The following is a 24,818-nucleotide window of genomic DNA, read 5'->3' as shown; positions in this document are numbered from 1 at the left end:
CGTTCCAAACTAATCGAATGGCTGCAAATACTAGGGATTTATAAGCGCCCCGGCAATAGCACAGCCGGCCTATGTACGTTGTTCTTCAAGCCTTACATCATTTTCGCGCACGCCAGCGCGGCTCAAAAGCTGTAACCAGTCACGATGCTGAAGGCGTACTTCCAGTACCGAATCCCCGCTATCGCGGTGACTTTCCGTCACGACAGAGCCCGCTTCATGCAAAAGCGCCCGCAACTTGCCGTCCGTCGGGCCCAGCAGTACGAATTGATGGATCACGTCCTCCGCCAATCGTTCGACGATGGTATCAAACAGGCCTTCAAGACCTTCCCCGGTGACCGCAGAAACCCAGACACGCACGGGAACGCCGTCCTCGTTGCGCTCAACCCGCGGCTGGAAGTTATCCAGCAGGTCGATCTTGTTGAAAACCTGCAGCACCGAAATCTCGTCAGCACCTATTTCTGCCAGCACTTCTTCCACCTGCTCCATGTTCTCGTCACGCCGGTGATCGTGGCAGTCGATTATGTGGAGCAGAATTGAGGCTTCGGTGGTTTCTTCCAGGGTGGCACGGAAGGCTTCAACCAGCTTGTGGGGAAGATGACGGATAAAGCCGACAGTGTCGGCCATTACGACCGGGCCAATGTCAGGAAGTTCCAGGCGCCTCAGCGTCGGGTCCAGGGTCGCAAACAGCTGATCCGCCGCGTAAACGGTTGACGTTGTTATGCGGTTAAACAGCGTGGACTTGCCCGCGTTGGTGTAGCCCACCAGTGAGACGGTTGGAATATCCGCACGCATCCGGGCCCGGCGACCCTGGTTACGCTGTTTACGGACCTTTTCAAGGCGGCGATGAATGGACTTGATACGCTCCCGCAGCAACCGCCGATCCGTCTCCAACTGGGTTTCACCCGGGCCACGCAACCCGATACCACCCTTCTGGCGCTCAAGGTGCGTCCAACCCCGAATAAGGCGGGTCGACATATGCTCAAGTTGAGCCAATTCCACCTGAAGCTTACCTTCATGGGTGCGAGCACGCTGCGCGAAAATATCCAGGATGACGCCCGTGCGATCGAGCACACGACAGCTCAGCTCACGCTCAATGTTTCGTTCCTGGCTGGGGCTGAGTGCGTGATTGAAAAGCACCACATCCGCTTCGTTGGCGGTCACGGCATCACGAATTTCTTCCAGCTTCCCCTCTCCGACAAACAGTCTCGGGCTGGGCTGCTTGCGCGAGCCGGTGACAACACCTACGGGTTCGACACCGGCAGACCAGACCAGTTCACGGAACTCCCCCAGATCCTCAGCTTCTTCGTGTGAGGAAAACTCGATATGAACGAGAATCGCCCGTTCACCAACGTCGGGACGCTCAAACAAGTAGTAACAACTCCAAATCAGTCAGGCTGCACCTGTCACCAAAACAAACACCCGCGGCCCTGGGAGCCTTTTCGGGCCCTTCGGGAGCGCGGGTGACAACACCGGTGTGCCCGGATAAATCAGTCTTCAGATTCTTCTCCGCCCGGAGCCTGTGGCGGAATACGAACGTTCCGCGCGGGCACCACAGTGGAAATGGCATGCTTATAGACCATCTGGCTGACAGTGTTTTTCAGCAAAATCACGAACTGGTCAAAAGACTCGATCTGGCCCTGAAGCTTGATACCATTGACCAGAAAGATGGAAACCGGAATGCGTTCCTTGCGTAATGCATTAAGGTAAGGGTCTTGTAGAGAGTGCCCTTTTGACATGTGTTTTCTCCTGTTTATAAGTAAAGGCAGATCGTCAACTTCAATTGTTAAATGTGGTGCGAAACTCAATAATTTTCAAGGCAGTGTCGGACATAAGTTTGTCGCCACTATCCAACCAGTCCACATCGGACCACTTTCGCAACCAGGTCAGCTGTCGCTTGGCAAGCTGCCGGGTAGCAGCAACGCCCTTGTCCACCATGGTGTCGTAATCATAATCACCGGCCAGATGTGCCCAGCCCTGACGATATCCGACACAACGCATGGAGGGCAGGCCAGCATTCAGATCACCCCTGGCCTTCAGCGCCCTGACCTCATCAAGAAAACCCGCATTCAGCATGGCGTTGAAACGCAGGGCTATTCTTTCATGGAGCACCCGCCTCTCGGCGGGAGCCATCGCAAGCTGCACTACAGTATACGGAAGAGACGGCGATTCGTCTGCCTGCCATTGGGTGAAATAGGTGTAATCCTCAATGCCATCGCTGTTCTGACGGTTCTCTGCCTGGCCTCTGCTCGCCTTGTCCTGCCATATTGAGGAAATCGGCCGTCCCGTCAGACGAATCACCTCAAGTGCCCGAATAAGTCGCTGCCGGTTATTCTGATGAATGAGACCCGCCGCCACAGGGTCCTGTCGCTCCAGCTCCTGGTGAAGGGCACCCCAGCCTCGCTCCTTCGCCTCCTGCTCAAGGGCCTCCCGGACGACTGGATCAGCAGACGGCAGGTTGGACATACCATGCAGCAATGCCTTGAAGTACATCATGGTGCCACCCACCAACAACGGAATCCGCCCCGCTGACACAATGTCGTTCATTTCACGCAGGGCATCGCGACGGAAGTCCGCTGCCGAGTATGTTTCCGCCGGGTCGCAGATATCAATTAACCGGTGTGGCGCCTGGGAGAGCTCCTCGTGCGAGGGCTTGGCGGTTCCAATATCCATACCCCGGTAGATCATCGCCGAATCAACACTGATGATATCGCAGGGCAGGTGGCGACAGAGCTCGATGGCCAGGTCGGTCTTGCCCGAGGCAGTCGGGCCCATCAGGCATATGGCCAGGGGCTTGGTGCCTTTAGCGGTTGATGCCGTCATACCGGTGTTAACGCCCGCGCAGGAATAATTTGTCCAGCTCCGAGAGGGTGACCACAGTCCAGGTGGGCCGACCATGGTTGCACTGACCACTGCGCTCGGTGGCCTCCATGTCCCGCAACAGGGTATTCATTTCCGGAATGGTCAGTTGCCGATTGGCACGCACGGAACCATGACATGCCATGGTACCAAGCAACTCATGTATCACCGCCTCCACACGGTCGCTTTCGCCGTTCTCAATCAGGTCAGACAGCACATCCCGAACCAATTGCTCGGTGTCCGCCCCCCGCAACAGCGCAGGCACCTGCCGCACAGCGAGAGTTTCGGGGCCAATGCGCTCCACCCTCAATCCCAACTGCAAAAGCTCTTCACCATGAGTCTCGGCCAATGCCGCCTCTTTCTGGCTGACAGCCAGGGAAACCGGCACCAGCAGCGGCTGACTCTTGAGGTCCTGCGCCTCCAGCGCACGCTTCATACGCTCATAGGTAATACGTTCATGGGCCGCGTGCATATCCACCACGATCATGCCCTGACGGCTCTGAGCCAGGATATAAATTCCGTGCAGTTGGGCAATGGCGTAGCCAAGCGGCGGCTCATCACCGCTGTCCTGCGGTGGCGTAGGCGCCGCAACGGCCAGATCACCGGTGTCGGCCATCGCGGGCTGCGCCCCGGTTCCACCGCCCTCGTTCAGGGACTGGTAGAACGCCATCTGATCGCGGGCCTGCCATTCAGGCTGCGGGGGCCTCGGGCTCCCTGAGAACCCGGCATGCTGCGGGCTGCCGCCGGAACCTGCAAACGGATCGGAGGCGGGCTGGTGATTGACACCCGGCATGGCAGCCTGAACGCCAAAACCACCGGTTGCCGTACCGGCCTCCCGACCGTGGGACTGGGCTACCGCTCCCTTGAGATGATCATCCGGGCGCACATCTGCCAGCGCCTTGTGAAGCGTCCGGAAAATAAAATCGTGAACCAGGCGCCCATCGCGGAAACGCACTTCGTGCTTGGTGGGGTGAACATTCACGTCCACGTTCGCGGGATCAACCTCCAGATACAACACGAACGCCGGGTGACGGTTGTTGTAAAGCACATCCCGATAAGCCTGGCGCACGGCATGCGCTACCAGCCGGTCCCGTATCACCCGCCCGTTGACAAAAAAGTACTGCAAATCCGCCTGACTGCGGGAAAAGGTCGGCAGGGCAACCCAACCCCAAAGTTTCAATCCCGTAGCCTCAGCATCAATCACCACGGCGTTGTCGATAAACTGCTGACCGCATAGAGAGCCAATCCGCCGCTCCCGGTCCAGCGGATTCTCAGCCGGCCTGAGGCTCTGGACCACACGCTGGTTATGTCGAAGCGTAAAACCGGTGTCGAAACGGCTCAGGGCCTGGCGGCGAATGCATTCTTCAACATGGTTGAACTCGGTCTTCTCCGTACGGAGAAACTTGCGTCGGGCGGGCGTGTTAAAGAACAGGTCCCGGACTTCCACCGTCGTGCCCACCGGATGGGCCGCCGGGGAAATACTGGCGTCCATGTCGCGCCCTTCCACTTCTACCTTTGAGGCCGCCTCCTGGCGCTCTGTGCGTGATGTCAGTGCCAGCCTGGAAACGGAACTGATACTGGCCAGGGCCTCCCCCCGGAAACCAAGGGACGCCACTGCTTCGAGGTCTTCGAGATTTTCAATCTTGCTGGTGGCATGACGGCTGAGCGCAAGGGGAAGGTCCGTCTCGTCTATGCCCATGCCGTCGTCACGTACCCGGATCAGCTTGACACCCCCCTGCTCCACCTCGATATCGACCCGGCGGGCACCGGCATCGAGCGCATTTTCTACCAGTTCTTTCACGACCGAAGCCGGGCGCTCAACCACCTCACCGGCAGCAATCTGGTTGGCCAGGCGGGGCGTGAGTAATCGAATGGAGGGCATGTTACCAGGGGACCTCGTGTCAGGATGCAGGAATACGAATGGTTTGCCCTACCATAACACGGTCATCATTGAGGCCGTTATACTGCATCAGTTCGCTGACGGTTGTCTGGTTCTCCCGAGCGACACCTGAGAGCGTATCCCCCCGGCGAATCCGGTACTGACTGACACTGCCATCGCCACGGCCGTTCTGCTTCTGCCACGCCAGCAACGTGCCTGGCGGGGGCGTTTTCTGGAAGTAGTCATCGATACCCCGAAACACCGCCTGGGACAGTTTTTCACGATACCAGGCACTGGAAAGGTTCTGCTCTTCCTTCGGGTTCGAGATGAATCCCGCCTCAACGAGAACCGATGGAATATCCGGTGATTTCAGCACCGCAAACGCAGCCTGCTCAACGCCTTTCTTGTGGAGCTCGGCAACGTTGCCAAGCCTGCCGAGGATGGAGTCCCCGACTCCCAGGCTGGAATTGATACTGGCGGTCATGGACAGATCCAGCAGCACTCCGGCCAGCATGTCATCACGGCCGTCGAGAGACACACCACCGGCGCCCCCTATCAGGTCGGAACGGTTCTCGGTCTTTGCCAGCCAGCGGGCGGTTTCACTGGTCGCACCCCGCTGTGACAATGCAAACACTGAAGCACCACGAGGCTGCGGCGTGCGAAATGCATCGGCATGAACCGATACGAACAGGTCGGCATTGTGTTTTCTGGCCAGCACCGTGCGGCTGCGCAGATCGATGTAATAGTCGCCGGTGCGGGTGAGCTTCGCGGTATAACCCGGCTTGGCGTCAATCAGTTCCGCCAGGGTTTTCGACATTTTGAGCACCACATCTTTTTCACGGGTGCCACGAGGGCCGATTGCTCCCGAGTCCTCGCCGCCGTGGCCGGCATCAACCACCACAATAATATCCCGCTTGCCGTTGGCGTTTTCGGTGACAGTTGGCTCCGAAGGCTTTCGAGCCTTCAGGCCACCTTCGTCGATCAGGTCGACGACCAACCGGTGACCGTACTGCTGATTGGGTTCGAGCTGAAAGCTGCGCGGCTTGATGTCACTCTTCAGATCGAGCACTACCCGAAGATCATTACCGTTGCGCGGGGCGCTGCGGATACGCTTTACGGGACTGCCCGAGAGATCGAGCTTGTCAAAATCGGCCTTGAGCGTCGTGTTCTCAAGGTCAATCACCAGGCGCGAAGGCCCGGACAGGGCAAACACCTTGTGACCAATCTTGTCGGCAACATCCAGCACCAGCCGGGTATGGTCCGGCGCGGGCCAGATCCTCACGCCTTCCACGTTAACGCCCGCCATTGCTGCCGTAGGAAACAACAGCGTCAGCATTACACTACCGGCCAGGCACCATCTGGAGAACATTCTTGCCATCATTTTCCTGCCCACCTGCACTGATCACACATAATTAACCTCGATGACTCGACAACGGCATTGCGGCAAGCCTGGCCTGCAACCCTTCGCCCACAGTCGTTGCCGCCGAGACAAGCGCTTTACGCCCATCTCCACTGACACTCAAGCGTATCCAAAGGTCGGGATCCGGAAGGATTCCCTGCCCCCGCTCGGGCCACTCAATCAAACAAAGACTCTGGCCCTGAAAGTAATCACGTATCCCCATGTATTCCAGCTCCTCCGGATCACCCAACCTGTAAAGGTCGAAGTGGTAAGCCGGAGGGCTCAGGTGCTCGTATGGCTCCACAATGGTGTAGGTCGGACTTTTAACAGCCCCTTCATGGCCAAGACCACGCATGACTCCACGGCTCAGGGTTGTCTTCCCCGTACCCAGATTGCCCTCGAGAAACACTGTGACTCCCTGTCCGGCCTGAACCACAACCGTAGCGAGCCCCCTTCCAAGGTTTTCCGTTGCCATCTCATCCTCAAGAAACAGTGAGAGATTCTGCTCTGCAACGTCCATCATTCGTCTCCACCGACGCCAACCGAACGACGATCCGGCCGGCGCTCAGAATCCACCAATACCTGTGATAGGGCCTCAATAACGTCCATCGGCAGTAGCCCCATATAACCGCGGGTTTCCGACGCGAGGTCCGCAGCCGCCAGATGCAATGCAGCCCCTGCCGACGCTGCAGCACGGGCATCTCCCAACTGCGCATACAAACTACCCAGCACGCCCGAAAGAACATCCCCCATGCCACCGGTCGCCATGCCAGGATTACTGCCGCTGACAATGTCCGGCATTGCGCCTCCGCCTGCCACCACCGTGCCGGCACCCTTAAGCAGCACAACTCCGCCAAACATCTGAGAGATTCGCCCGGCAGCGCCTATACGATCCTCTTCAATTTCCGCCACATCACACGCCAGAAGCCGCGCAGCCTCTCCGGGATGCGGGGTAAGAATATGATTGTGTGCCGGCTGCGCCACCCTTGAGGCCATCAGGTTGAGCGCGTCTGCATCGAGCACCCTTGGCTTACCGCTCGCAACGACCTGCTGGAGCATCTGCTGCCCCCAGGCGCCCTGGCCGATGCCCGGACCACAGACTATGACATCCGCCGCTTCAATCAACGGCGGCAGTTCAGAACCATGAATCAGCCCCTGCACCATGACCGATGGGCAGCGAGCGAGAGCCGGTGAGACGTATTCCGGGCGCGTGGCCAGGGTAACCAGTCCAGCCCCGGTTCTTGCAGCTGCTTCGGCTGCCAATAGGCCGGCACCACCAAACCCCCGGTCCCCGGCCACCACGAGCACATGCCCGAAACGCCCCTTGTGCGCGGTTCTTGGTCGCCTGGGGATGACCGAACGGATCGACTGCCAGTCAACCCGGCGAGCCAAAGGCTGCTGACCGCTCTCGGAGGCCCAGTCATCGGTATCCAGAGACTCGAACAGGATGCCCCCCCCACATTCGACCCCCTGCCCCGTAAACAGGCCAGCCTTGAGCCCAATAAAGGTCACTGTTGCATCAGCCCGTATCGCCTGTCCGGCCACCGCTCCGGTGGTTGCGTTCAGCCCGGACGGCAAATCAATCGCCATAACGGGCGCGAGCGCCTCGTTACACGCGTCGATAATAGTCGCAAAGGGCTCTCTGGGAGCGCCCGTTACGCCAGTTCCCAGCAGGGCATCCACGATTAACCCGGCGCTGGCAACTGACCGCTGCGCATTGTCGTTACCAAGATCCGCTAGTTCCCGCACTTTTACTCCATCGGCCACGGATTTTTGCCAGGCCTTGCGGGCATCACCAGACAGCTTCCCCGTCGGCGCAACGGCGATACAGTCCACATCCAAACCATGGCGTACGGCATTGGCCGCCACCAGATAGCCGTCACCGCCATTGTTGCCAGAACCACACAGTACCAGGACCCTGCCCGGCTCAGGCCAGTTGCGTACCAGCCTGCGAAACGCACCGGCGGCGGCGGCCTGCATCAGGTCAAATCCGTCAACCCCTTGCTGATCAATCACATAGCGATCAATCTCCCTCACCGCATCGGCGGAGTAGAGGTCTTCTGGTAAACTATGACCACCAGACAGGGGCATGAAAGTCGGCTCCCGCTAAAGAATTCGGATTAAGAAAAATGGCCAGATACCTGTAAAGAATAGCAAAACAGTGGAAAAGGTCATAACTTAATCAAATTAAACTTCGTTACCCTTCGGGCCGCCGGGAAAACCGGCCGCCACTCGACTGGCATTCCATGACCGAATCGATTGACCAAAACTTCGAACATCTGCCGGAACATATCCAATCCTGGGCCCGGGAACTGGGCTTTAGTGATGTTGGCATTACCCTCCCGGACACCGGTGCTCACGGAGCTCGCCTGAAGGACTGGCTCCGCAAAGGTTTTCACGGCGAAATGTCGTATATGGAAGATCATGGCGACAAACGCTATACCCCCACCTCACTGGTGGAAGGAACGCAAAGAGTCATTTCCGTGCGGCTGGACTACCTGCCTGCGCCCGATAACCCGGGGCGAATACTCACTAACCCCGAGAAGGCCTACATTACCCGCTATGCCACTGGGCGTGACTATCACAAGCTGATGCGCAAACGACTGGCGACCCTGGCAAAACGCATTGACGAGGCAGTATCGGGATACGATTACAGAGCTTTCGTAGACAGCGCTCCTGTGCTCGAAAGGGCCCTTGCCCAGCGCGCGGGCCTGGGCTGGATTGGCAAGAACAACATGCTGATTCATCCAAAAGCGGGGTCGTTTTTCTTCCTCGGAGAAATCTTCACCAGCGCGCCATTACCGCTGGACGAACCGTTTGAAAAGGAACATTGCGGCAGTTGCGCCGCGTGCCTGGACATCTGCCCCACAGATGCCTTTGAAGGCCCCCACAAACTCGATGCCCGCAAATGCATCAGCTACCTCACCATTGAACTCAAGGGCAGCATTCCGGAAGAACTGCGGCCCAAAATGGGTAACCGCGTGTTCGGTTGTGACGACTGCCAACTGGTCTGCCCCTGGAACAAGTTCAGCAAGCCAACGGCGGAAAAAGACTTCCAGCCCCGCCATGGCCTGGACAACAGCGAACTGGCTACGCTGTTCCTCTGGACGGAAGAACAATTCCTCAAACGCACTGAAGGCTCCGCCATCCGCCGCACCGGTTACGAGGGTTGGCTAAGGAACCTGGCGGTGGGCCTTGGCAATGCGCCTTCAACCATCCCAGTGATCGAGGCCCTAAAACAGCGGGCTGACTTTCCGTCAGAGATGGTTCGGGAGCATGTGCACTGGGCCCTTCGCAGGCACGGCCTATAGCTTGAAAGCGCCGCGGCCTAAAGTTGGAAAAAGTGTTCCCGGTAATGCCGCAGCTCCTCTATGGAGTCGCGGATATCGTCCAACGCCAGGTGACTGCCTTTCTTCTTCACCCCGTCCAGCACATCCGGCCGCCAGCGCCTGGCCAGCTCCTTGATGGTACTCACATCCAGATTGCGGTAGTGAAAGAAGGCTTCCAGTTCCGGCATGTACTTCACCAGGAAACGACGATCCTGGCCGATGCTGTTGCCACATAATGGTGACTGCCCCGGCTCGAGATACCGCTGCAGGAATTCCAGGGTTTTCTGTTCGGCATCGATCTCGCCGTACTTACTGTCCTTCACCCGCTGGGTCAGTCCGCTTTCGCCATGGGTCCGCGTGCACCACTCGTCCATTTCACTGAGCAGTTTGTCTGATTGGTGAACGGCAATCACCGGCCCTTCTTCAATCGTGTTCAATTCAGAATCCGTAACGATGGTTGCTATCTCGATGATCCGCTCTTTTTCCGGGTCTAACCCCGTCATTTCCAGGTCAATCCAGACAAGATAGTTGGCTTCTGGCATTCATTGGTCTCCAGCGGTTAACTCGTGATTCGGGCAACGGCCGGGCAGGGCTTCCCGGGAGTGTCTGAAGCCATGGATGGCTTCAGTCAAGCGCACATGGACGTGCTCGTAGCGTCTCCCGGGAAGCCCTGCCCGGCCGTTGCTGCACATAGTCTGCCTATTGTGGATGAATCACGTATGATGTTACAGCAATCACCATTTCCCAGCAGGAATTAACCGACCCACGATATGGCTAAACGTCGACTTAACAAGCAGCAGCAGTGGCGCATCAAGAAAATTCAGCAAGAGCGGGCTGCACGGGCGGCGAAGAAAGAAGAATCCATCAGCGAAAAGCTGGACGCGGGCGACCTGGGGCCAGAACAACAGGGCCTTGTTATCGCTCACTACGGGCAGCAACTCGACGTGGAAGCCCTGGAGGGGGAAGACACCGGCAAGGTGCTGCGTTGTTTCGTGAGAGCGAATATCGACAGCCTGGTGACTGGCGACAAGGTGATCTGGCGCCCTGGCAGCGACAATACCGGCGTCATCGTGGCGCGCTGCGACCGTCATACCCTGCTCCAGCGGCCCGACAACTTCGGCGCGCTCAAACCCGTCGCTGCCAATATCGACTACATCATCCTGGTGATTGCCTCTGAACCGGAACCCCACGACAACCTGATCGACCGCTACCTGGTGGCAGCAGAGAGTACGGATATTCCGGTCATCATCCTGCTCAACAAGACCGACCTGGTGACTGACCAGAATCGGGAAGCAATCGACCAACTGCTGGCTCGTTACGAAAAGCTCGGATATCGAATAGAACGCACCTCCGCCAAAACCCTGGAGGGTGAGCAGGCGGTGAGGGTTGAAGACCTGGTAAAAGGCCAGACCAGCGTATTCGTGGGCCAATCGGGAGTTGGCAAATCGTCCATTATCCAGACGTTATTGCCGGAAGCGTCAATCCGGGTAGGCGCGGTCTCGGAAAGCACCGGGAAAGGGGTTCACACCACCACCACCGCCAAGCTTTTTCACCTCGACTGCGGAGGCGATCTCATCGATTCGCCAGGTATCCGGGAGTTCGGGCTGTGGCACATGACACCGCAGGAGATCGAGTACGGCTTTCGGGAGATCCGCGACCTGATCGGTCACTGCAAGTTCCGCAACTGCAGCCACATGGGCGATCCCGGCTGCGCCATTGCGCAGGCCGCTGAAGACGGCCGCATCAGTACAGAGCGGCTGAAAAGCTTTAACCGGATTTTGCAGGATATGGCGGAACAGCAGTCCCGAGGCCTGAAGGTCGACTGAACAGCTTACCAATTCAGCTCGCCCGGCTTGGGTTCTTCCTTCTCTTCCGCCCAGCTACCCTCCTCCAGCCGTTTCATGGCTTCCTGCTGCTCCTCTTCGGAGGGAGCGGTCAGGTCAATCAGTGGCTCCCCTGATCGGCCGGCATTGCTCTGGATGCCAGCCGCCGTCTTTTTGTTCATCACGATGATGGATATACGGCGATTAACCGGCGCCTGCGGGTCGTCCTGATCAAACAGCACGGAGTCACTCAGGCCCACTACCCGGCCAATCTGCTGCGGCCTGACACCACCGGCGACCAGCGCCCTGCGGGCTGTGTTGGCTCGGTCCGCCGACAACTCCCAGTTGGTGTAGCCCGGGCGGCCACTGAATGGTGTCGAGTCCGTATGGCCGGTAATGCTCAGCTTGTTGTTGACCGTGCTAAGCGTCTTGGCAAGTTCGAACAGGATATCCTGCGAGTAGTACTTGAGCTCGGCGCGGCCACTGTCGAACATGGGACGCTGTGAGCGATCAACAATCTGGATGCGCAACCCTTCGCTGGTGATGTCGATCAGCAGTTGGTCCTTGAACTCCTGAAGGGTTTCATTCTGCTCAATGCGTTCCTTCAGGTCCTGAAACAACTCTTCCATCTGCTGCTGCTCCAGGGTCTGTGCCAACTCCTCAACAACCTGGTCTTCAATCTGGATATCGCTGCGCTCGATGTCCTCGCTGCTTTCGTTGATCACCGAAGCGCTGCCCTCAAGATCAACCGGGTTGGGAGACCCACCTTCAGTGAATCCCACCGGATCCTTGAAGTAGCCCTCGACGGCACGAATCTGTTCCGGAGACGCCGTGGCGGTGAGCCAGAGTACGAGAAAAAACGCCATCATGGCGGTGGCGAAATCGGCGAAGGCCACTTTCCATGAACCGCCGTGGTGCCCAGCCGCAACTTTCTTTTTTCTCTTTACGATGATTGGCTGTTCTTCCAAGAAACTGCTCCTGACGGCTCTTGCTCAGACTATTTTGAACGCACGTGGTCGTTGAGTTCCTGAAACCCGGGACGCTTATCCGACGGCAGGGCCTTGCGGCCGAACTCGATGGCCATCTGCGGCGCCTGGCCCGATACCGTCGCGACAATCGCTGACTTCACACACTCATAGGCCTTGAGTTCATACCGGGCTGCATGCTCCATGGCAATTGACGTGGGCCCTACGAAGCCATACCCCATCCAGATACCAAGGAACGTACCCACAAGGGCCGTTGCCACGCTCAGACCAATCCTCTCAGGCCCTTCGCTTAAAAAGTTCATGGTAACAACGATACCCAGCACAGCGGCAACAATCCCCAGGCCCGGAAGTGCATCCGCTATCTTATTTACCGCATGGGCGGGCTCTTCAAGTTCATGCTGGCGGCTTTCGATCTCATTCTCCATCATGCCTTCCAGCTCATGGGTCGCCATGTTCCCCGAACTGATGATGCGAAGATAATCGGTAATAAAGGCGAGCAGGTACTTGGATTTCATGATGGCCGGGTAGCGGCTGAAGATTTGGCTTGACTCCGGATTGTCGATGTCTTCTTCGATAGCCATCACACCCTGCTTTCTGGATTTGTCGAAAATCTCGTACATGAGGCTGAGCAAATCCATGTAAAAGGACTTATTGAAGGACGAACCGGTGAGCTGACCCAGAACGCCCCGGCCAACTTCCTTGACTGTATGCAGAGGATTGGCGATGACAAAGGATCCGACCGCAGCGCCGCCGATAATAAGTATTTCCGTGGGCTGCCATAACACCAGAAGATTACCACCATGGAGGACATAACCCCCGAGGACGCTGGCAATGACAATGACTGCACCGATTATGAGTAGCATGGATTGAGAACACACCTTCTATGATTTCTGTCAGGCTAGGCGCCTGAAGCGGAGCCACCTGGCCGGCCTGCACAGATAATAGCAAGCAGCGGACCGAACCGCGAAGATATGAAACAATTTCTATACACACCCCGCGATTTGTTAAACTTCGCGCCTTTGAGCGCCAAGGATCACTTTCCAATGTTCGACAAGCTGTTTGTAATGAGCCAGTACATAACGCCGCAACTCGCGGTTTCACGCCTTGCGGGCCGACTTGCGGACAATGAAAGCATGTCCGGGCTAAAGGATCGTGTGGTGAAGTGGTTCATCGGCCGCTATGGCGTCAATATGAACGAAGCGCTGGAACCGGACCCAGCGGCCTATGCAAGCTTCAACGCCTTTTTTACCCGCGCCCTGAAACCCGGCCTGAGGCCCGTGGACGAGCGAGAAAGCACTCTGGTCAGTCCCGTTGACGGCGCCATCAGCCAACTGGGTCAAGTCAGCAATGATCGGGTATTCCAGGCCAAGGGCCAGTCCTTCAGCCTCAACGAACTGCTCGGTGGCGATGAGGAGCGGGCGGCAAGCTTTACCGATGGCGAATTCGCCACCATCTACCTCTCCCCTAAGGACTATCACCGCATTCATATGCCGCTGGCCGGCACGCTCCGGGAAATGGTGTACGTTCCCGGCAAGCTGTTTTCCGTCAACCCGACCACCGCGGAGAACGTGCCCAACCTGTTCGCCCGAAATGAGCGGGTTGCCTGTCTATTCGACACCCCAGCAGGCCCAATGGCCGTGGTGCTGGTCGGCGCAATGATCGTGGGCAGTGTCGAGACGACCTGGGCCGGCGTCGTGGCACCCAGCGGGGGTGAGGTTTCCGAGAGTCGCTATGACAGCCTCAAAACACCCATCCAGTTTGAAAAAGGCGAGGAAATGGGACGGTTCCGCCTGGGCTCAACGGTGATCATGGTTATGCCCAAGGGCGCTGTGAAATGGAACGCCAATCAGGTAGCAGGCGGTACGGTGCGTATGGGTGAAGCTTTCGGCGACATCAACACCGGTCAGCCGGGAACGCAATAACGCCGGACAACTCATCAAGCCCCAACTTCAGCATCAACAGGCGGTCCAGGCCCAAGGCCACTCCGGAACAATCGGGCACCCCCGACTCCAGGGCCGCAATGAACGCCTGGTCGATGGGCATCTCGGGCTTTCCCACTCTGCGGCGAGCCTGGTTGTCCGCCTCAAACCGACGCCTCTGCTCGTCGGGATCGGTCAGTTCCCAGTAGCCATTGCACAGCTCCACACCGCCCACGTAGAGCTCGAAACGATGAGCCTGCCGCACCCCGGACCGTTCAGACACACGGGCCAGTGCAGCCTGGGACTCCGGATAACCGGTCACGAATACCGGCCCAACGCCCGCCAGTGCCGGCTCCACCTGAGAGCTCATCAGCAGATCCAGATAATCGTCACGAGAGAGGCCATCCAGCTGGGATGGTTCCATCCATTGTTCGCAACGCTCTGACAACTCGTCATTACCGGCCAAAAACGGATCAATACCCGCGAACCGGACAAACGCATCGCGATAATCCATGGTGCGTGGCGGCTCACAACCCAGCCAGCCACAAACCAACTCGGAGACCTCTTCCATCAGATCGACATCCGTAAAACCGGGCCGGTACCATTCAAGCAGGGAAAACTCAGGGTTGTGTCGCCGCCCGAACTCACCGTCGCGAAACACCCGGGCGATCTGATAAATAGGGCCGGATCCAGCCGCCAGCATCCGTTTCATGTGATATTCCGGGGATGTCTGCAGCCACCCGCCCGCTGGGCGGACTCCGATCGAGGCGGGATTCGCGGAGATACTGTCAATATTGATATCAGTAACACCATGCCGGCCAAGCACGGGCGTCTCGACTTCCATCACATCACGTTGCGCAAAAAAGCCACGCACCCAGGCAAACTGTTGTGCGCGGCTTTTAAGAGCCACCTGTGAAGCCGAGGGCCGCCACTGAAGGGAGTCAGTCACCAGGGCTCCAATCAGCTGTTTTTGACCCGGTTGACGTATTCACCGGAGCGAGTGTCCACCTTGAGCACTTCACCAATGGTGATAAATAGTGGCACGCTGACAACGGCACCCGTGGAAAGCGTCGCCGGCTTGGAGCCACCCTGGGCGGTGTCGCCTTTCATACCCGGATCCGTGTCCACCACTTCCAACTCGACAAAGTTGGGCGGGGAGACTGTCAGAGGCGCGCCGTTATAGAGAGTCACGGTATACACATCCTGCTCCTTCAGCCACTTCAGAGCATCACCGACCGCCTTGGTATCCGCCGGGAATTGCTCGAAGGACCCGTCGGTTTTCATGAAGTGCCAGAATTCGCCATCGGTATACAGGTATTCCATTTCCAGATCGATCACGTCAGCAGCTTCCAGGCTCTCTCCGGACTTGAAGGTGCGCTCCCACTGGCGATTGGTCATCAGGTTACGCAGTTTTACCCGGTTGAACGCCTGCCCTTTACCGGGCTTTACGAATTCGTTCTCGAGAATAATACAGGGGTCGCCATCCAGCAAAACCTTAAGACCGCCACGGAATTCGTTGGTAGAATATGAAGCCATGAAATTATCACCTGAAACGATGCTTTTGAAAATTCGAAGGTGGCTATGATACAGCGAACCGCCACCCGTATAGAAGCCCGCCCCGTCGATCACACTGATCACAGCTGGCAGCGACTGCTCTCGGAGTCCGTCACTACGCCGGATGCCCTCCTGCGCCGGCTTGACCTTGACCCGGCAGCTTGGCTCCATGGCGCGGACGAAGGCCACCGATTGTTCCCCATACGGGTACCCGAACCCTATCTGAATCGAATCACGAAGGGCGATCCCGACGATCCCCTGTTACGTCAGGTACTACCTTTATCGTCCGAAGCAGACACCTATCCCGGGTTCGTCTCCGACCCACTCCAGGAAAGCGGCTCCATGCCAGCGACCGGGCTGATTCGCAAGTACGATAGCCGAGCCCTGTTAATGGTGACCGGGCAATGCGCCATTAACTGTCGCTACTGCTTCCGCCGGCACTTCCCCTACGAGGACCACCGACTGTCGCCGGAGGACAGGGCGCAGGCCCTCAAGGCCCTCTCCGACGACACTCGCATAAACGAAGTGATTTTCAGCGGGGGCGACCCGCTGGTGGCGAACGACCGGCTGCTGTCGGCCTGGGCCGAGGCATTGGCAGACATCCCACACATCCGCAGGCTGAGAGTCCATACCCGACTGCCGGTTGTCATCCCCCAAAGGGTGTCTGATTCGCTGATCAAGTGGCTCTCGGGCTCACGCCTGCAGGCTGTCGTCGTCATCCATGTCAATCACCCGGCCGAACTGGATAATGACACGCAACAGGCTCTCGGGCGCCTGAAAGCCGCAGGCGTCACGTTGCTGAACCAGAGCGTGATATTAAAAGGAGTGAATGACGATGCCAGCGTGCTGGCAGAACTCAGCGAGCGATTGTTCGAGTGTGGCGTGCTGCCTTACTATCTCCACGCTTTCGACCCAGTGGCCGGCGCCCATCACTTCGAAGTCAGTGACAACAAGGCCAGGGAACTGGTCCGGCAACTGATTACCTCGCTGCCAGGTTTTCTGATACCACGGCTCGTCAGGGAGATTCCAGGCCGGCCCGGAAAAACGCCGCTGGACCTATTTGCGTGACGCATTTGGCAAAGTTGGCCCAAATTTACTTGTTAAACATTGTCAACTCGTGCTTTTCTCGCTTTCTGTTATGCGTTTGCTATTTTACAGTGCAGTAAGCGATAACAATAAAAAGCTGTATTGGCGGCGTTTTCCGATTAAAACACGCAGGCGTTAATATAAGGTACGCCTGCAGATCGTAGTGCAACCCGGAGTACCTACCGTGGTCCAGACAATTGGCGTGAAAGCATGGAAGGCATGATATTGAAGCCCGATCTCCGTGTTCCTGAACAGAAGACGGCAAGCCTCTCATTTTGCCAGACTTCCCCAAAAGCCTTCAGGGACTGGGTAAACCAGTTGCCAATGGCGAACATTGGCGAGGCTTCGCGACAGCTCTATCATGCCATTATTGAACTCAACTACCTGTTCATCGCGCCACAACAGCGATTGCAACTGCTGGAACTGATTCGCCCAAAGATACACTTCGTCTGTTCCGAACTGTCCCGGCATTACCTTGGCCTGGCCGTTGCCCTACCGGAAAAACAGCGCAAGGTTGCCAACCTGTCCCAGGCTCTTCAGCTTCATGCCGCCAGTGGCTATAAACTGTGCGTGCATGAATTCCTGGACAACGGCGGCCTGGACAAAAACCGAAAATCGGTCGCGATGGCCATTCATCGCGCCACTTCGGAACTGGCTGCCACCATCGTGCGAGCCCACCAACTCTACTGCCCCAGCCCCGCACAAAGCTGGCTGGAATGTCATCGACTTTTCCGATTCGCCCATCGCAACAAGATTCAGGGGCTGTCCGTCGACGACGATACTCTGACCCATCGCCGCGGAAGCTCCGTGGAAGACTGCTACAAGCGCATCCTGCTGCTAGGCTGCGCCCGCCCCAATCAACTCCGGCAAGGCGAGTTGGCGCAGGTTTACGAGCTGTTCGAGAACTGGACCCACCTGGTTTCCTGCGGGCCCGAAACCGATAACGACAGCCTGTTCGTGGTAAACATGGAGCGGGACACCTCGCCGGTCTACCGCAGCCTGCTGGAACAAAAGCCGGGTAACGACTGCTACAACTTCGACACTCGGGAATTATCAGAACAGATCACGGACGCCTTGCACGCCCGCAACAAACGGGATGGTGGGTCCAGCGAACTTGAGCTGCCCTCCCGCATTGGCGACACACTTCTGACTCACCTGAGCCAGGCGCTCGGCATCCTTGCCAAGCGCAACTTCAATCGCATTGCCAGTCAGGGCACGCTCGAGATATGCGTAGGCCTGACCGCAACCCATTATTACGTGGCCGGCGAAAAAACGTTCAACGAATTTGTCAGCGGCAACGACAACCAGAACGGCGACGACAACCTGTTCCTGCGCTCGTCCCGGCAGAAACAGGATGCCTGGGCCGGCGCCCATGACGCCGGGCCCAACGACGAGCCATTGCAATCGGCAGATACGCCCATCAACTTCCGTAACAGTATTGGCGCCACACCAGACAGTGAAAGTGATCGAAGAAAACCCAAGCGCCACCGTGCACTGCTGGTGAACACCAGTCCCGGCGGATACTGCGCCGCGTGGGAGACCAACGTCCCCTCCTCCCTTCAGGCGGGCGAGGTTCTCGGCGTCCGCGAGCAGTCAAACCACCCTTGGAGCGTAGCGGTTGTGCGCTGGATAAGACAGGTTCGCAACCAGGGCACACAGGTTGGCATTGAGCTTTTGGCCCCCAGTGCGGCGCCATGCGGCGTAAGACTGATTCAGAAAATTGGCAACAGCAGCGAGTACCTGCGCGGCCTCTTGCTACCGGAAATCAGCGTCGTTAACCAGGCAGCAACCCTAATCACACCGCGACTTCCGTTCCAGTCCGGCAGCCGGATTTCATTGCTTCATGACGGTCGGGAAGATCAGGGCACACTGTCCCGCAAGATTTCAGCGACCGGCAGTGTCAGTCAGTTTGAACTCAAGCTTCAGAGCGCCAGTGTAACGCCAGCCGGCGGCAGTCCGCCGGAGGCAGGCACCAGTGAAGACGAGTTCGACTCGCTATGGCCCTCGCTATAGCGCACCGTTACTGTGAACGGACGCTTATGAACCCGCCCGAAGGGTTGTTATTAACCGGTAACCCCTGCATCATTCAGCGTTAGTGAAAGCCGGCCCCGTGCTCTGAGTTCTACGACAGGTGTCGGCACAGCCAACGTGTATCACGAGACATCTGACGAAATGCAGAAAAAGAACGCAACCGTACACCTGCTCATCCTTGATCCGTCCCAGAACGACGCCGAGACCCTGGTCAGCCTGCTCCGAAACTCGGGCAAAGCCACGCGAGCCCATCGCATCACGTCCGAGGAAGACCTTGAAGAAACCCTGAAAACGGGTAACTGGGACCTGCTTTTAGCGCGCGACGATGTTGAACAGGAGTTCGGCGCGGATGGCGCCCTGGCGATGATTCGGCGCCTGGACAAGGACATTCCGTTCGTTCTCCTGACCGGCGAATTCAATCGCGAGCGCACAGTCTCCATTATGAAAGCCGGTGGACAGGACACGGTTCCGTTCGAGAACACGGATCAGTTGGTGCTGGTGGTTAACCGGGAGCTGAGCGCCCTGGAGGATCGGCGGCGTCGCAGGACTCTCGAATCCCACCTACGGGAATCTGAACAACGCTGCCAGCTTCTGCTGGAAAGTTCCAAGGACGCCATCGCCTACATTAACGATGGCATGCACATCTACGCCAACCAATCGTACATGGAGTTCCTGGGCTACGACGACATCGACGACCTGATCTGCATCCCTGTGCTCGACACACTGACACCGGAAAGCCAGGAAAAATACAAGGAGTTCATGAAATCCTTCGCCGATAGTGGTGAGGATGGCATGACCATGAACTGCGTCGCCCGCCGCAGTGACGACCAGGAACTCAGCGTCACCATGTCGGTATCCGCAGCGACGTATGATGGTGAGACCTGCACCCAGATCGTGATCCAGCCAGAGCACAGCGACGCGGAGCTGGAAGAGAAGATTCGTCAGATCAGCAGCCAGGACCTGCTAACCGGCCTGTTCAACCGTCAATACCTGATGGATGCCTTGGGCCAAACGATTGCGACGGCTGGCAAGGACAACAAGACTGGTGCACTGGCCTATATCGCCCTGGACAACTTCATGAGCCTGAAAGGCCAGGTGGGCATTGCCGGCGCCGACCTGATGCTTGGCGACCTGGCTACCCTGCTGAAGGAGCAGGCGCCTGAGAATATGGTCCTCGCCCGCCTCAGCGACGACGCCTTCTGCCTGCTGTGCCAACCGTGCGAAGAGAAAGTCATGGCGGAGCAATGTGAAGCCATTCGCAAGAAGGTCGAAGACCATCTGTTCGACATCAACGGCCGCACGGTACAACTGACTCTCAGCATCGGCGTTGCCGCGATTACCGAGAATGCACCCAAGGCACCGGACCTGATGGGCCGGGCCCACACCGCCTCATCGGAGCTGAAGAAAAAGCCGGGCCATGAGCAGGGCAACGGCGTTCTGGTGTACAACCCGGCAGATTACGAGGCCATGGATGAAAGCAACTCGGTCGATGCCATCCAGAAAGCCCTAGATGACAATCGCTTCAAGCTGCTTTTCCAACCCATTATCAATCTACGCGGCGAGGGTGAAGAACACTACGAGGCCTTCGTCAGGATGTTGAACAAGGACAACGAGGAAGTCTCACCGTACGACTTCCTGCCGCCCGTTGGCCCCTCGGAGATGGCTATCAAGATTGACCGCTGGGTGATTCTGCAGACCATCAAGCAGCTTTCCAGCCATCGATCGCGCGGGCACGATACCCGCCTGTTCCTGAACGTGACGGCAGAGACCCTGGAAGACAAAACCTTTACCCCCTGGCTGAGTGTGGCCCTGAAGGCGGCTCGCCTGCCGGGCGACTCACTGATCTTCCAGATACGCGAAGGTGATGCCAACAACTACATGAAACAGGCCAAAGAGTTTGCCAAGGCGGTTCACGAGCTGCACTGCAAGGTCTCGATCTGCCAGTTCGGGTGCGCCCTGAATCCGTTCAACACCCTGAAGCATATCGACGTGGATTACGTGAAGATCGACGGTTCCTTTACTGAAGAACTTCAGAAGAAGGACGACGCCAAGGAAGAGGTCAAGGAAATGGTCAAGAGCCTGCAGAGTGCAGGCAAGCTGACCATCGTGCCTCTGGTCGAGAACGCCAGCGTGCTTGCAACCCTGTGGCAGGCCGGGGTGAACTACATTCAGGGTTATTACTTGCAGGCGCCGGTTCCGGAAATGAACTACGACTTCGGCGACCACTGAAGAATTGCACGGCATGCCCCTCCATGCCGTGCGCCTCACCTACCGTCCTCGAGCCTGAAGGCTATCGCTTTCCCTGAACCCGATCAGGTAGAGAATCGCATCCAGCCCCAGGGTCGAAATGGAATGGCGAGCAGATTCCTTGACCAGAGGTTTGGCCCGGAAAGCCACGCCCAGCCCCGCCTGGCTAAGCATGGGAAGGTCGTTGGCCCCATCACCCACCGCAATGACCTGCTCCCGGGAAATGTGTTCGCGTTCCGCGATTTCCTGAAGCAATTCCGCCTTGCGCTTGCCATCAACAATTTGCCCAGACACCCGGCCGGTTACCTTGCCGTTCTCAATTTCCAGCTCGTTGGCGTACACATAGTCAATTCCCAGCTTTTCCTGCAGATGACGGGCAAAGTAGGTAAAGCCACCAGACAGTATCGCCGTACGGTAGCCCAGGGATTTCAGGCTGAGTATCAGATGTTCCGCACCTTCAGTCATATTCAGGCGGGCGGCGATGCCCTCAAGCACCGATTCATCCAGCCCCTTTAGCAGCGCCAGGCGCTCTGCAAAGCTCTGCCCGAAATCCAGTTCTCCCTGCATGGCCCGCTCGGTAATCTCCGCCACCTGCGCCCCGACGCCCGCCTCCAATGCCAACTCGTCGATCACTTCGGCGTCGATCAGGGTGGAATCCATATCGAACACAACAAGCCGTCGATTACGGCGGAAAATGGAGTCCTCCTGGAAGGCAATATCCACGTTCATTTCCCCGGCGATATGCAGGAAGTCGGAACGCAGTTGTTCCAGGTCGGATGGCGTGCCACGGACGGAAAATTCGACGCAGGCAATACGGTTATTGGAAGAATTCAGCGACGGACGGGCAGAAAGCCGGCTGATGTTATCGATGTTCAGGCCATGGCGGGCGGTAATGGCGGATACCCGCGCTATCTGTTCGGCCTTGATATCCCGTGATAGCAGCGTGACGATGTAGCAGGCGCGGTTACGTCCCTCCGCCCACTGCTGGTACTCCTCGATCGTAATCGGCGCAAAACGCACCTGCAGATCCAGCGCATGCAGCCGAAACAGAAGGTCGCGAATCACCGGCGAGGATTTGGACTCATCAGGAATCTCAATCAGGATACCCCAGGTCAGGTGGTCATGAATCACCGCCTGGCCGATGTCGAGAATACGCACATCATACTGCCCCATGATGCCGGTTATCTCAGACGTCAGGCCTGGCTTGTCCCGCCCTGAAACGTTAATCAGAACCAGCTCACTCACTGTCGGGCTGCTCCTCTGCATTGGCAACATTGTCGGCATCGGAGACGTCTGCCGCATTGCTGGCTGACTGGATCACATCTATGGCATCCACTCTCTGAAGCCCGCGAGGCAGCTTGTGGCCACGGCGGCCACGCTCACCCAGATAGTGCTCGAGATCACTGAACTGAAGCCCCATCTTACGCTTACCGGCGCGGATCTCCAGTTGGTCGTCCTCAGCAAAAACGGCGACAGCCACCACATATTCTTCCCGGTTCTGAACCCGCGCCGAGGGAATGCTGATGATCTTGTTGCCCTTGCCTTTGGCCAGCTCCGGCAACTCGTTCAGCGGGAAAACCAGCATTCGCCCCTCATTGGAAATGGCGCCCAGATAAAGCGGGTTGTCGGAGTCGGGCACCACCACCGGCGGCATGATCTTCGCCCCTTTCGGTACCGACACCACGGCCTTGCCGTTGCGGTTCTTGCTGATCATGTCGTTAAGAGAGGTCACGAACCCGTAGCCGCCATCGGTGACCAACAACACCTTCCGCGCCGGGTCACCCATCAACAGCCCGGAGAACGTTGCCCCCGACGGCGGATTAATGCGGCCACTCAGTGGCTCGCCCTGGCCTCGGGCAGACGGAAACGTATGGGCAACCAGAGAATAGGCGCGACCTGTGGAATCCAGGAATACCGCCTGTTGGTTGTTGCGCCCCTTCGCCGCCATGGCAAAACTGTCACCAGCCTTATAGCTAAGCCCTTCCGGCTCAATATCATGACCCTTGGCCGCCCTGACCCAGCCTTTCTCCGACAGCACAACCGTGACCGGATCGTTGGAAACCAGTTCGGTTTCGCTAAAGGCCCTGGCTTCCCGGCGCTCGACGATGGGTGAACGACGATCATCCCCATAGGTTTCTGCGTCCGCCAGCAATTCATCCTTAATCAGTTCCCGCAGGCGGTCCTCGGAGCCGAGAATCGCCTGCAACTCATCCCGCTCAGCCGACAGCTCGTCCTGCTCGCCACGAATCTTCATTTCTTCAAGCTTGGCCAGGTGGCGCAACTTCAACTCAAGAATGGCTTCAGCCTGTTCCCCGGACAGTCCAAAGCGGGACATCAACTCAGCCTTGGGTTTATCTTCGTAGCGGATAATCGCGATGACTTCGTCGATGTTCAGATAGGCCACCAACAGGCCTTCCAGGATATGCAGGCGCGCGAGCACCTTGTCCAGACGGTGCTGCAGGCGCCGGGTGACGGTGGTACGACGGAAGCTGAGCCATTCCGTCAGCATTTCACGCAGCCCTTTAACGCCCGGGCGGCCGTCATTGCCAATGACGTTAATATTCACCCGGTAGGTTTTCTCCAGGTCGGTGCTGGCAAACAGGTGAGCCATAAGCCCTTCATGGTCCACGCGATTGGAGCGCGGAACAATCACCAACCGGGTCGGGTTTTCGTGGTCGGATTCGTCGCGCAGGTCCGCGACCATGGGCAGCTTTTTGGTCTGCATCTGCTGAGCGATCTGCTCCAGCACGCGGTTCCCGGAAACCTGATGAGGTAGGTCCGTCACCACGATTTCCCCACTCTCGTTAATCCAGCGCGCCCGCATCCTTAGCGAGCCCCGGCCGGTCTCGTACATCTGGCGGATATCCTTGCGAGGCGTAATAATCTCCGCGTAGGTGGGAAAGTCCGGCCCCTGGACATGCTCACACAGGTCATCGGTGGTGGCTTCCGGCTGGTCGAGTAGCCTTACACAGGCTGCTGCCACCTCCCGGACATTGTGGGGCGGAATGTCCGTTGCCATACCCACGGCAATACCGGTGGTGCCGTTCAAAAGCACATGAGGCAACCTTGCAGGCAACACCGAAGGCTCATCCATGGTGCCATCAAAGTTCGGAACCCAGTCCACCGTGCCCTGCCCCAGCTCGCTGAGAAGGACATCCGCGAATTTGGCGAGGCGGGATTCAGTGTAACGCATGGCCGCGAAAGATTTGGGGTCGTCAGGCGCGCCCCAGTTGCCCTGGCCATCCACCAGTGGGTAGCGATAGGAAAACGGCTGGGCCATCAACACCATGGCTTCGTAACAGGCACTATCGCCGTGGGGGTGAAACTTACCCAGAACATCACCCACGGTACGGGCGGACTTCTTGTACTTTGAGGTGGATTTCAGGCCAAGCTCGGACATGGCGTAGATAATGCGCCGCTGCACCGGCTTCAGTCCGTCTCCGACATTGGGCAACGCCCTGTCCAGGATGACGTACATGGAATAGTCGAGGTAAGCTTTTTCGGTGTAGTCCCGCAGTGAAACCCGCTCAAAGCCTTCATCCGTGGTCTGAAACTCTGGCATGGATGCCCCTTTATTATTGCCTGATATGAATTCCGCTGGTTATCCCGGCCAGTAGCCGGGACTGCACATTATATGGAGGCGGGGGCAGATACACCAACACCCCGTCGAATTTCCAATAGCGGAATTCCCGCATGGAGAGAGTGTAAC

At 57.8% G+C, this 24,818-nt stretch carries 20 protein-coding genes; 6 read left to right on the top strand and 14 right to left on the bottom strand.

Features of this window, described 5'->3' with window-relative positions; translation table 11 throughout:
* Positions 1-69: 69 nt before the first annotated feature.
* From hflX to R1T46_RS09970, 7 genes are all read right to left on the bottom strand, one after another.
* Complete coding sequence (gene hflX, locus R1T46_RS10000) at positions 70-1,368, bottom strand: ribosome rescue GTPase HflX (RefSeq protein WP_317308139.1); 1,299 nt, start codon at positions 1,366-1,368, stop codon at positions 70-72.
* Positions 1,369-1,487: 119 nt separating this feature from the next.
* The gene (gene hfq / locus R1T46_RS09995) at positions 1,488-1,736 is read right to left on the bottom strand and encodes an RNA chaperone Hfq (RefSeq protein WP_007154829.1); all 249 of its coding nucleotides are present in this window, start codon (positions 1,734-1,736) and stop codon (positions 1,488-1,490) included.
* A gap of 40 nt (positions 1,737-1,776) precedes the next feature.
* On the bottom strand, positions 1,777-2,820 hold the full coding sequence (miaA, locus tag R1T46_RS09990; RefSeq protein ID WP_085679784.1) for a tRNA (adenosine(37)-N6)-dimethylallyltransferase MiaA: 1,044 nt from the start codon (positions 2,818-2,820) through the stop codon (positions 1,777-1,779).
* 7 nt (positions 2,821-2,827) lie between these two features.
* The gene (gene mutL, locus R1T46_RS09985; protein WP_136633502.1) at positions 2,828-4,738 is read right to left on the bottom strand and encodes a DNA mismatch repair endonuclease MutL; all 1,911 of its coding nucleotides are present in this window, start codon (positions 4,736-4,738) and stop codon (positions 2,828-2,830) included.
* Positions 4,739-4,757: 19 nt separating this feature from the next.
* Entirely contained in the window at positions 4,758-6,104 is a 1,347-nt protein-coding gene (locus R1T46_RS09980) for an N-acetylmuramoyl-L-alanine amidase (protein WP_407070166.1), read from the bottom strand.
* A 43-nt stretch (positions 6,105-6,147) separates the two neighbouring features.
* Positions 6,148-6,654, bottom strand: coding sequence for a tRNA (adenosine(37)-N6)-threonylcarbamoyltransferase complex ATPase subunit type 1 TsaE (gene tsaE / locus R1T46_RS09975; RefSeq protein WP_317308287.1), 507 nt, complete (start codon positions 6,652-6,654; stop codon positions 6,148-6,150).
* Positions 6,654-8,225 carry an NAD(P)H-hydrate dehydratase gene (locus tag R1T46_RS09970; RefSeq protein WP_317308138.1) on the bottom strand — a complete coding sequence of 524 codons (1,572 nt, stop codon included), beginning with the start codon at positions 8,223-8,225 and terminating at the stop codon, positions 6,654-6,656. Before R1T46_RS09970 ends, tsaE begins: the two co-directional genes overlap by 1 nt.
* Positions 8,226-8,380: 155 nt before the next feature.
* Here R1T46_RS09970 and queG point away from each other — a divergent pair, with 155 nt between their 5' ends.
* Positions 8,381-9,445, top strand: a complete 1,065-nt coding sequence (gene queG / locus R1T46_RS09965) for a tRNA epoxyqueuosine(34) reductase QueG (RefSeq protein ID WP_317308137.1) — start codon at positions 8,381-8,383, stop codon at positions 9,443-9,445.
* A 17-nt stretch (positions 9,446-9,462) separates the two neighbouring features.
* Here the strand turns inward: queG and orn are convergent, their stop codons facing one another.
* Positions 9,463-10,005 (bottom strand): oligoribonuclease, encoded by a 543-nt coding sequence (orn, locus tag R1T46_RS09960; RefSeq protein WP_036209714.1) that lies wholly within the window; start codon positions 10,003-10,005, stop codon positions 9,463-9,465.
* A gap of 228 nt (positions 10,006-10,233) precedes the next feature.
* On the opposite strand from orn, the gene rsgA reads away from it, so the two are divergent.
* Entirely contained in the window at positions 10,234-11,289 is a 1,056-nt protein-coding gene (gene rsgA, locus R1T46_RS09955; protein ID WP_317308136.1) for a small ribosomal subunit biogenesis GTPase RsgA, read from the top strand.
* Between the two features lie 5 nt (positions 11,290-11,294).
* Here the strand turns inward: rsgA and motB are convergent, their stop codons facing one another.
* Positions 11,295-12,254 carry a flagellar motor protein MotB gene (gene motB, locus R1T46_RS09950; protein ID WP_317308135.1) on the bottom strand — a complete coding sequence of 320 codons (960 nt, stop codon included), beginning with the start codon at positions 12,252-12,254 and terminating at the stop codon, positions 11,295-11,297.
* A 29-nt stretch (positions 12,255-12,283) separates the two neighbouring features.
* On the bottom strand, positions 12,284-13,135 hold the full coding sequence (motA, locus tag R1T46_RS09945; protein ID WP_041332403.1) for a flagellar motor stator protein MotA: 852 nt from the start codon (positions 13,133-13,135) through the stop codon (positions 12,284-12,286).
* Positions 13,136-13,315: 180 nt separating this feature from the next.
* On the opposite strand from motA, the gene asd reads away from it, so the two are divergent.
* Positions 13,316-14,194, top strand: a complete 879-nt coding sequence (gene asd / locus R1T46_RS09940; protein WP_317308134.1) for an archaetidylserine decarboxylase — start codon at positions 13,316-13,318, stop codon at positions 14,192-14,194.
* Here the strand turns inward: asd and epmA are convergent.
* A complete protein-coding gene (epmA, locus tag R1T46_RS09935) occupies positions 14,166-15,140 on the bottom strand; it encodes an EF-P lysine aminoacylase EpmA (RefSeq protein WP_317308133.1) in 975 nt (324 codons plus the stop codon). The genes asd and epmA overlap by 29 nt on opposite strands.
* Positions 15,141-15,151: 11 nt before the next feature.
* The gene (gene efp / locus R1T46_RS09930) at positions 15,152-15,727 is read right to left on the bottom strand and encodes an elongation factor P (RefSeq protein WP_317308132.1); all 576 of its coding nucleotides are present in this window, start codon (positions 15,725-15,727) and stop codon (positions 15,152-15,154) included.
* A gap of 45 nt (positions 15,728-15,772) precedes the next feature.
* Here efp and epmB point away from each other — a divergent pair, with 45 nt between their 5' ends.
* The 3 genes from epmB to R1T46_RS09915 all read left to right on the top strand — a co-directional run bounded on the left by epmB (position 15,773) and on the right by R1T46_RS09915 (position 21,091).
* Complete coding sequence (gene epmB / locus R1T46_RS09925) at positions 15,773-16,813, top strand: EF-P beta-lysylation protein EpmB (protein WP_317308131.1); 1,041 nt, start codon at positions 15,773-15,775, stop codon at positions 16,811-16,813.
* Between the two features lie 228 nt (positions 16,814-17,041).
* The gene (locus R1T46_RS09920) at positions 17,042-18,844 is read left to right on the top strand and encodes a GTPase (protein WP_317308130.1); all 1,803 of its coding nucleotides are present in this window, start codon (positions 17,042-17,044) and stop codon (positions 18,842-18,844) included.
* A 159-nt stretch (positions 18,845-19,003) separates the two neighbouring features.
* A complete protein-coding gene (locus R1T46_RS09915) occupies positions 19,004-21,091 on the top strand; it encodes an EAL domain-containing protein (protein WP_036209690.1) in 2,088 nt (695 codons plus the stop codon).
* Between the two features lie 39 nt (positions 21,092-21,130).
* Here the strand turns inward: R1T46_RS09915 and serB are convergent, their stop codons facing one another.
* Both serB and parC read right to left on the bottom strand, forming a co-directional pair.
* Entirely contained in the window at positions 21,131-22,354 is a 1,224-nt protein-coding gene (gene serB / locus R1T46_RS09910; RefSeq protein ID WP_317308129.1) for a phosphoserine phosphatase SerB, read from the bottom strand.
* Complete coding sequence (gene parC / locus R1T46_RS09905; RefSeq protein WP_317308128.1) at positions 22,347-24,671, bottom strand: DNA topoisomerase IV subunit A; 2,325 nt, start codon at positions 24,669-24,671, stop codon at positions 22,347-22,349. Before parC ends, serB begins: the two co-directional genes overlap by 8 nt.
* Between the last annotated feature and the right edge of the window lie 147 nt (positions 24,672-24,818).

This window comes from Marinobacter salarius (assembly GCF_032922745.1).
Taxonomy (GTDB): Bacteria; Pseudomonadota; Gammaproteobacteria; order Pseudomonadales; family Oleiphilaceae; genus Marinobacter.
This window is presented reverse-complemented; position numbering and strand designations above follow the sequence as displayed.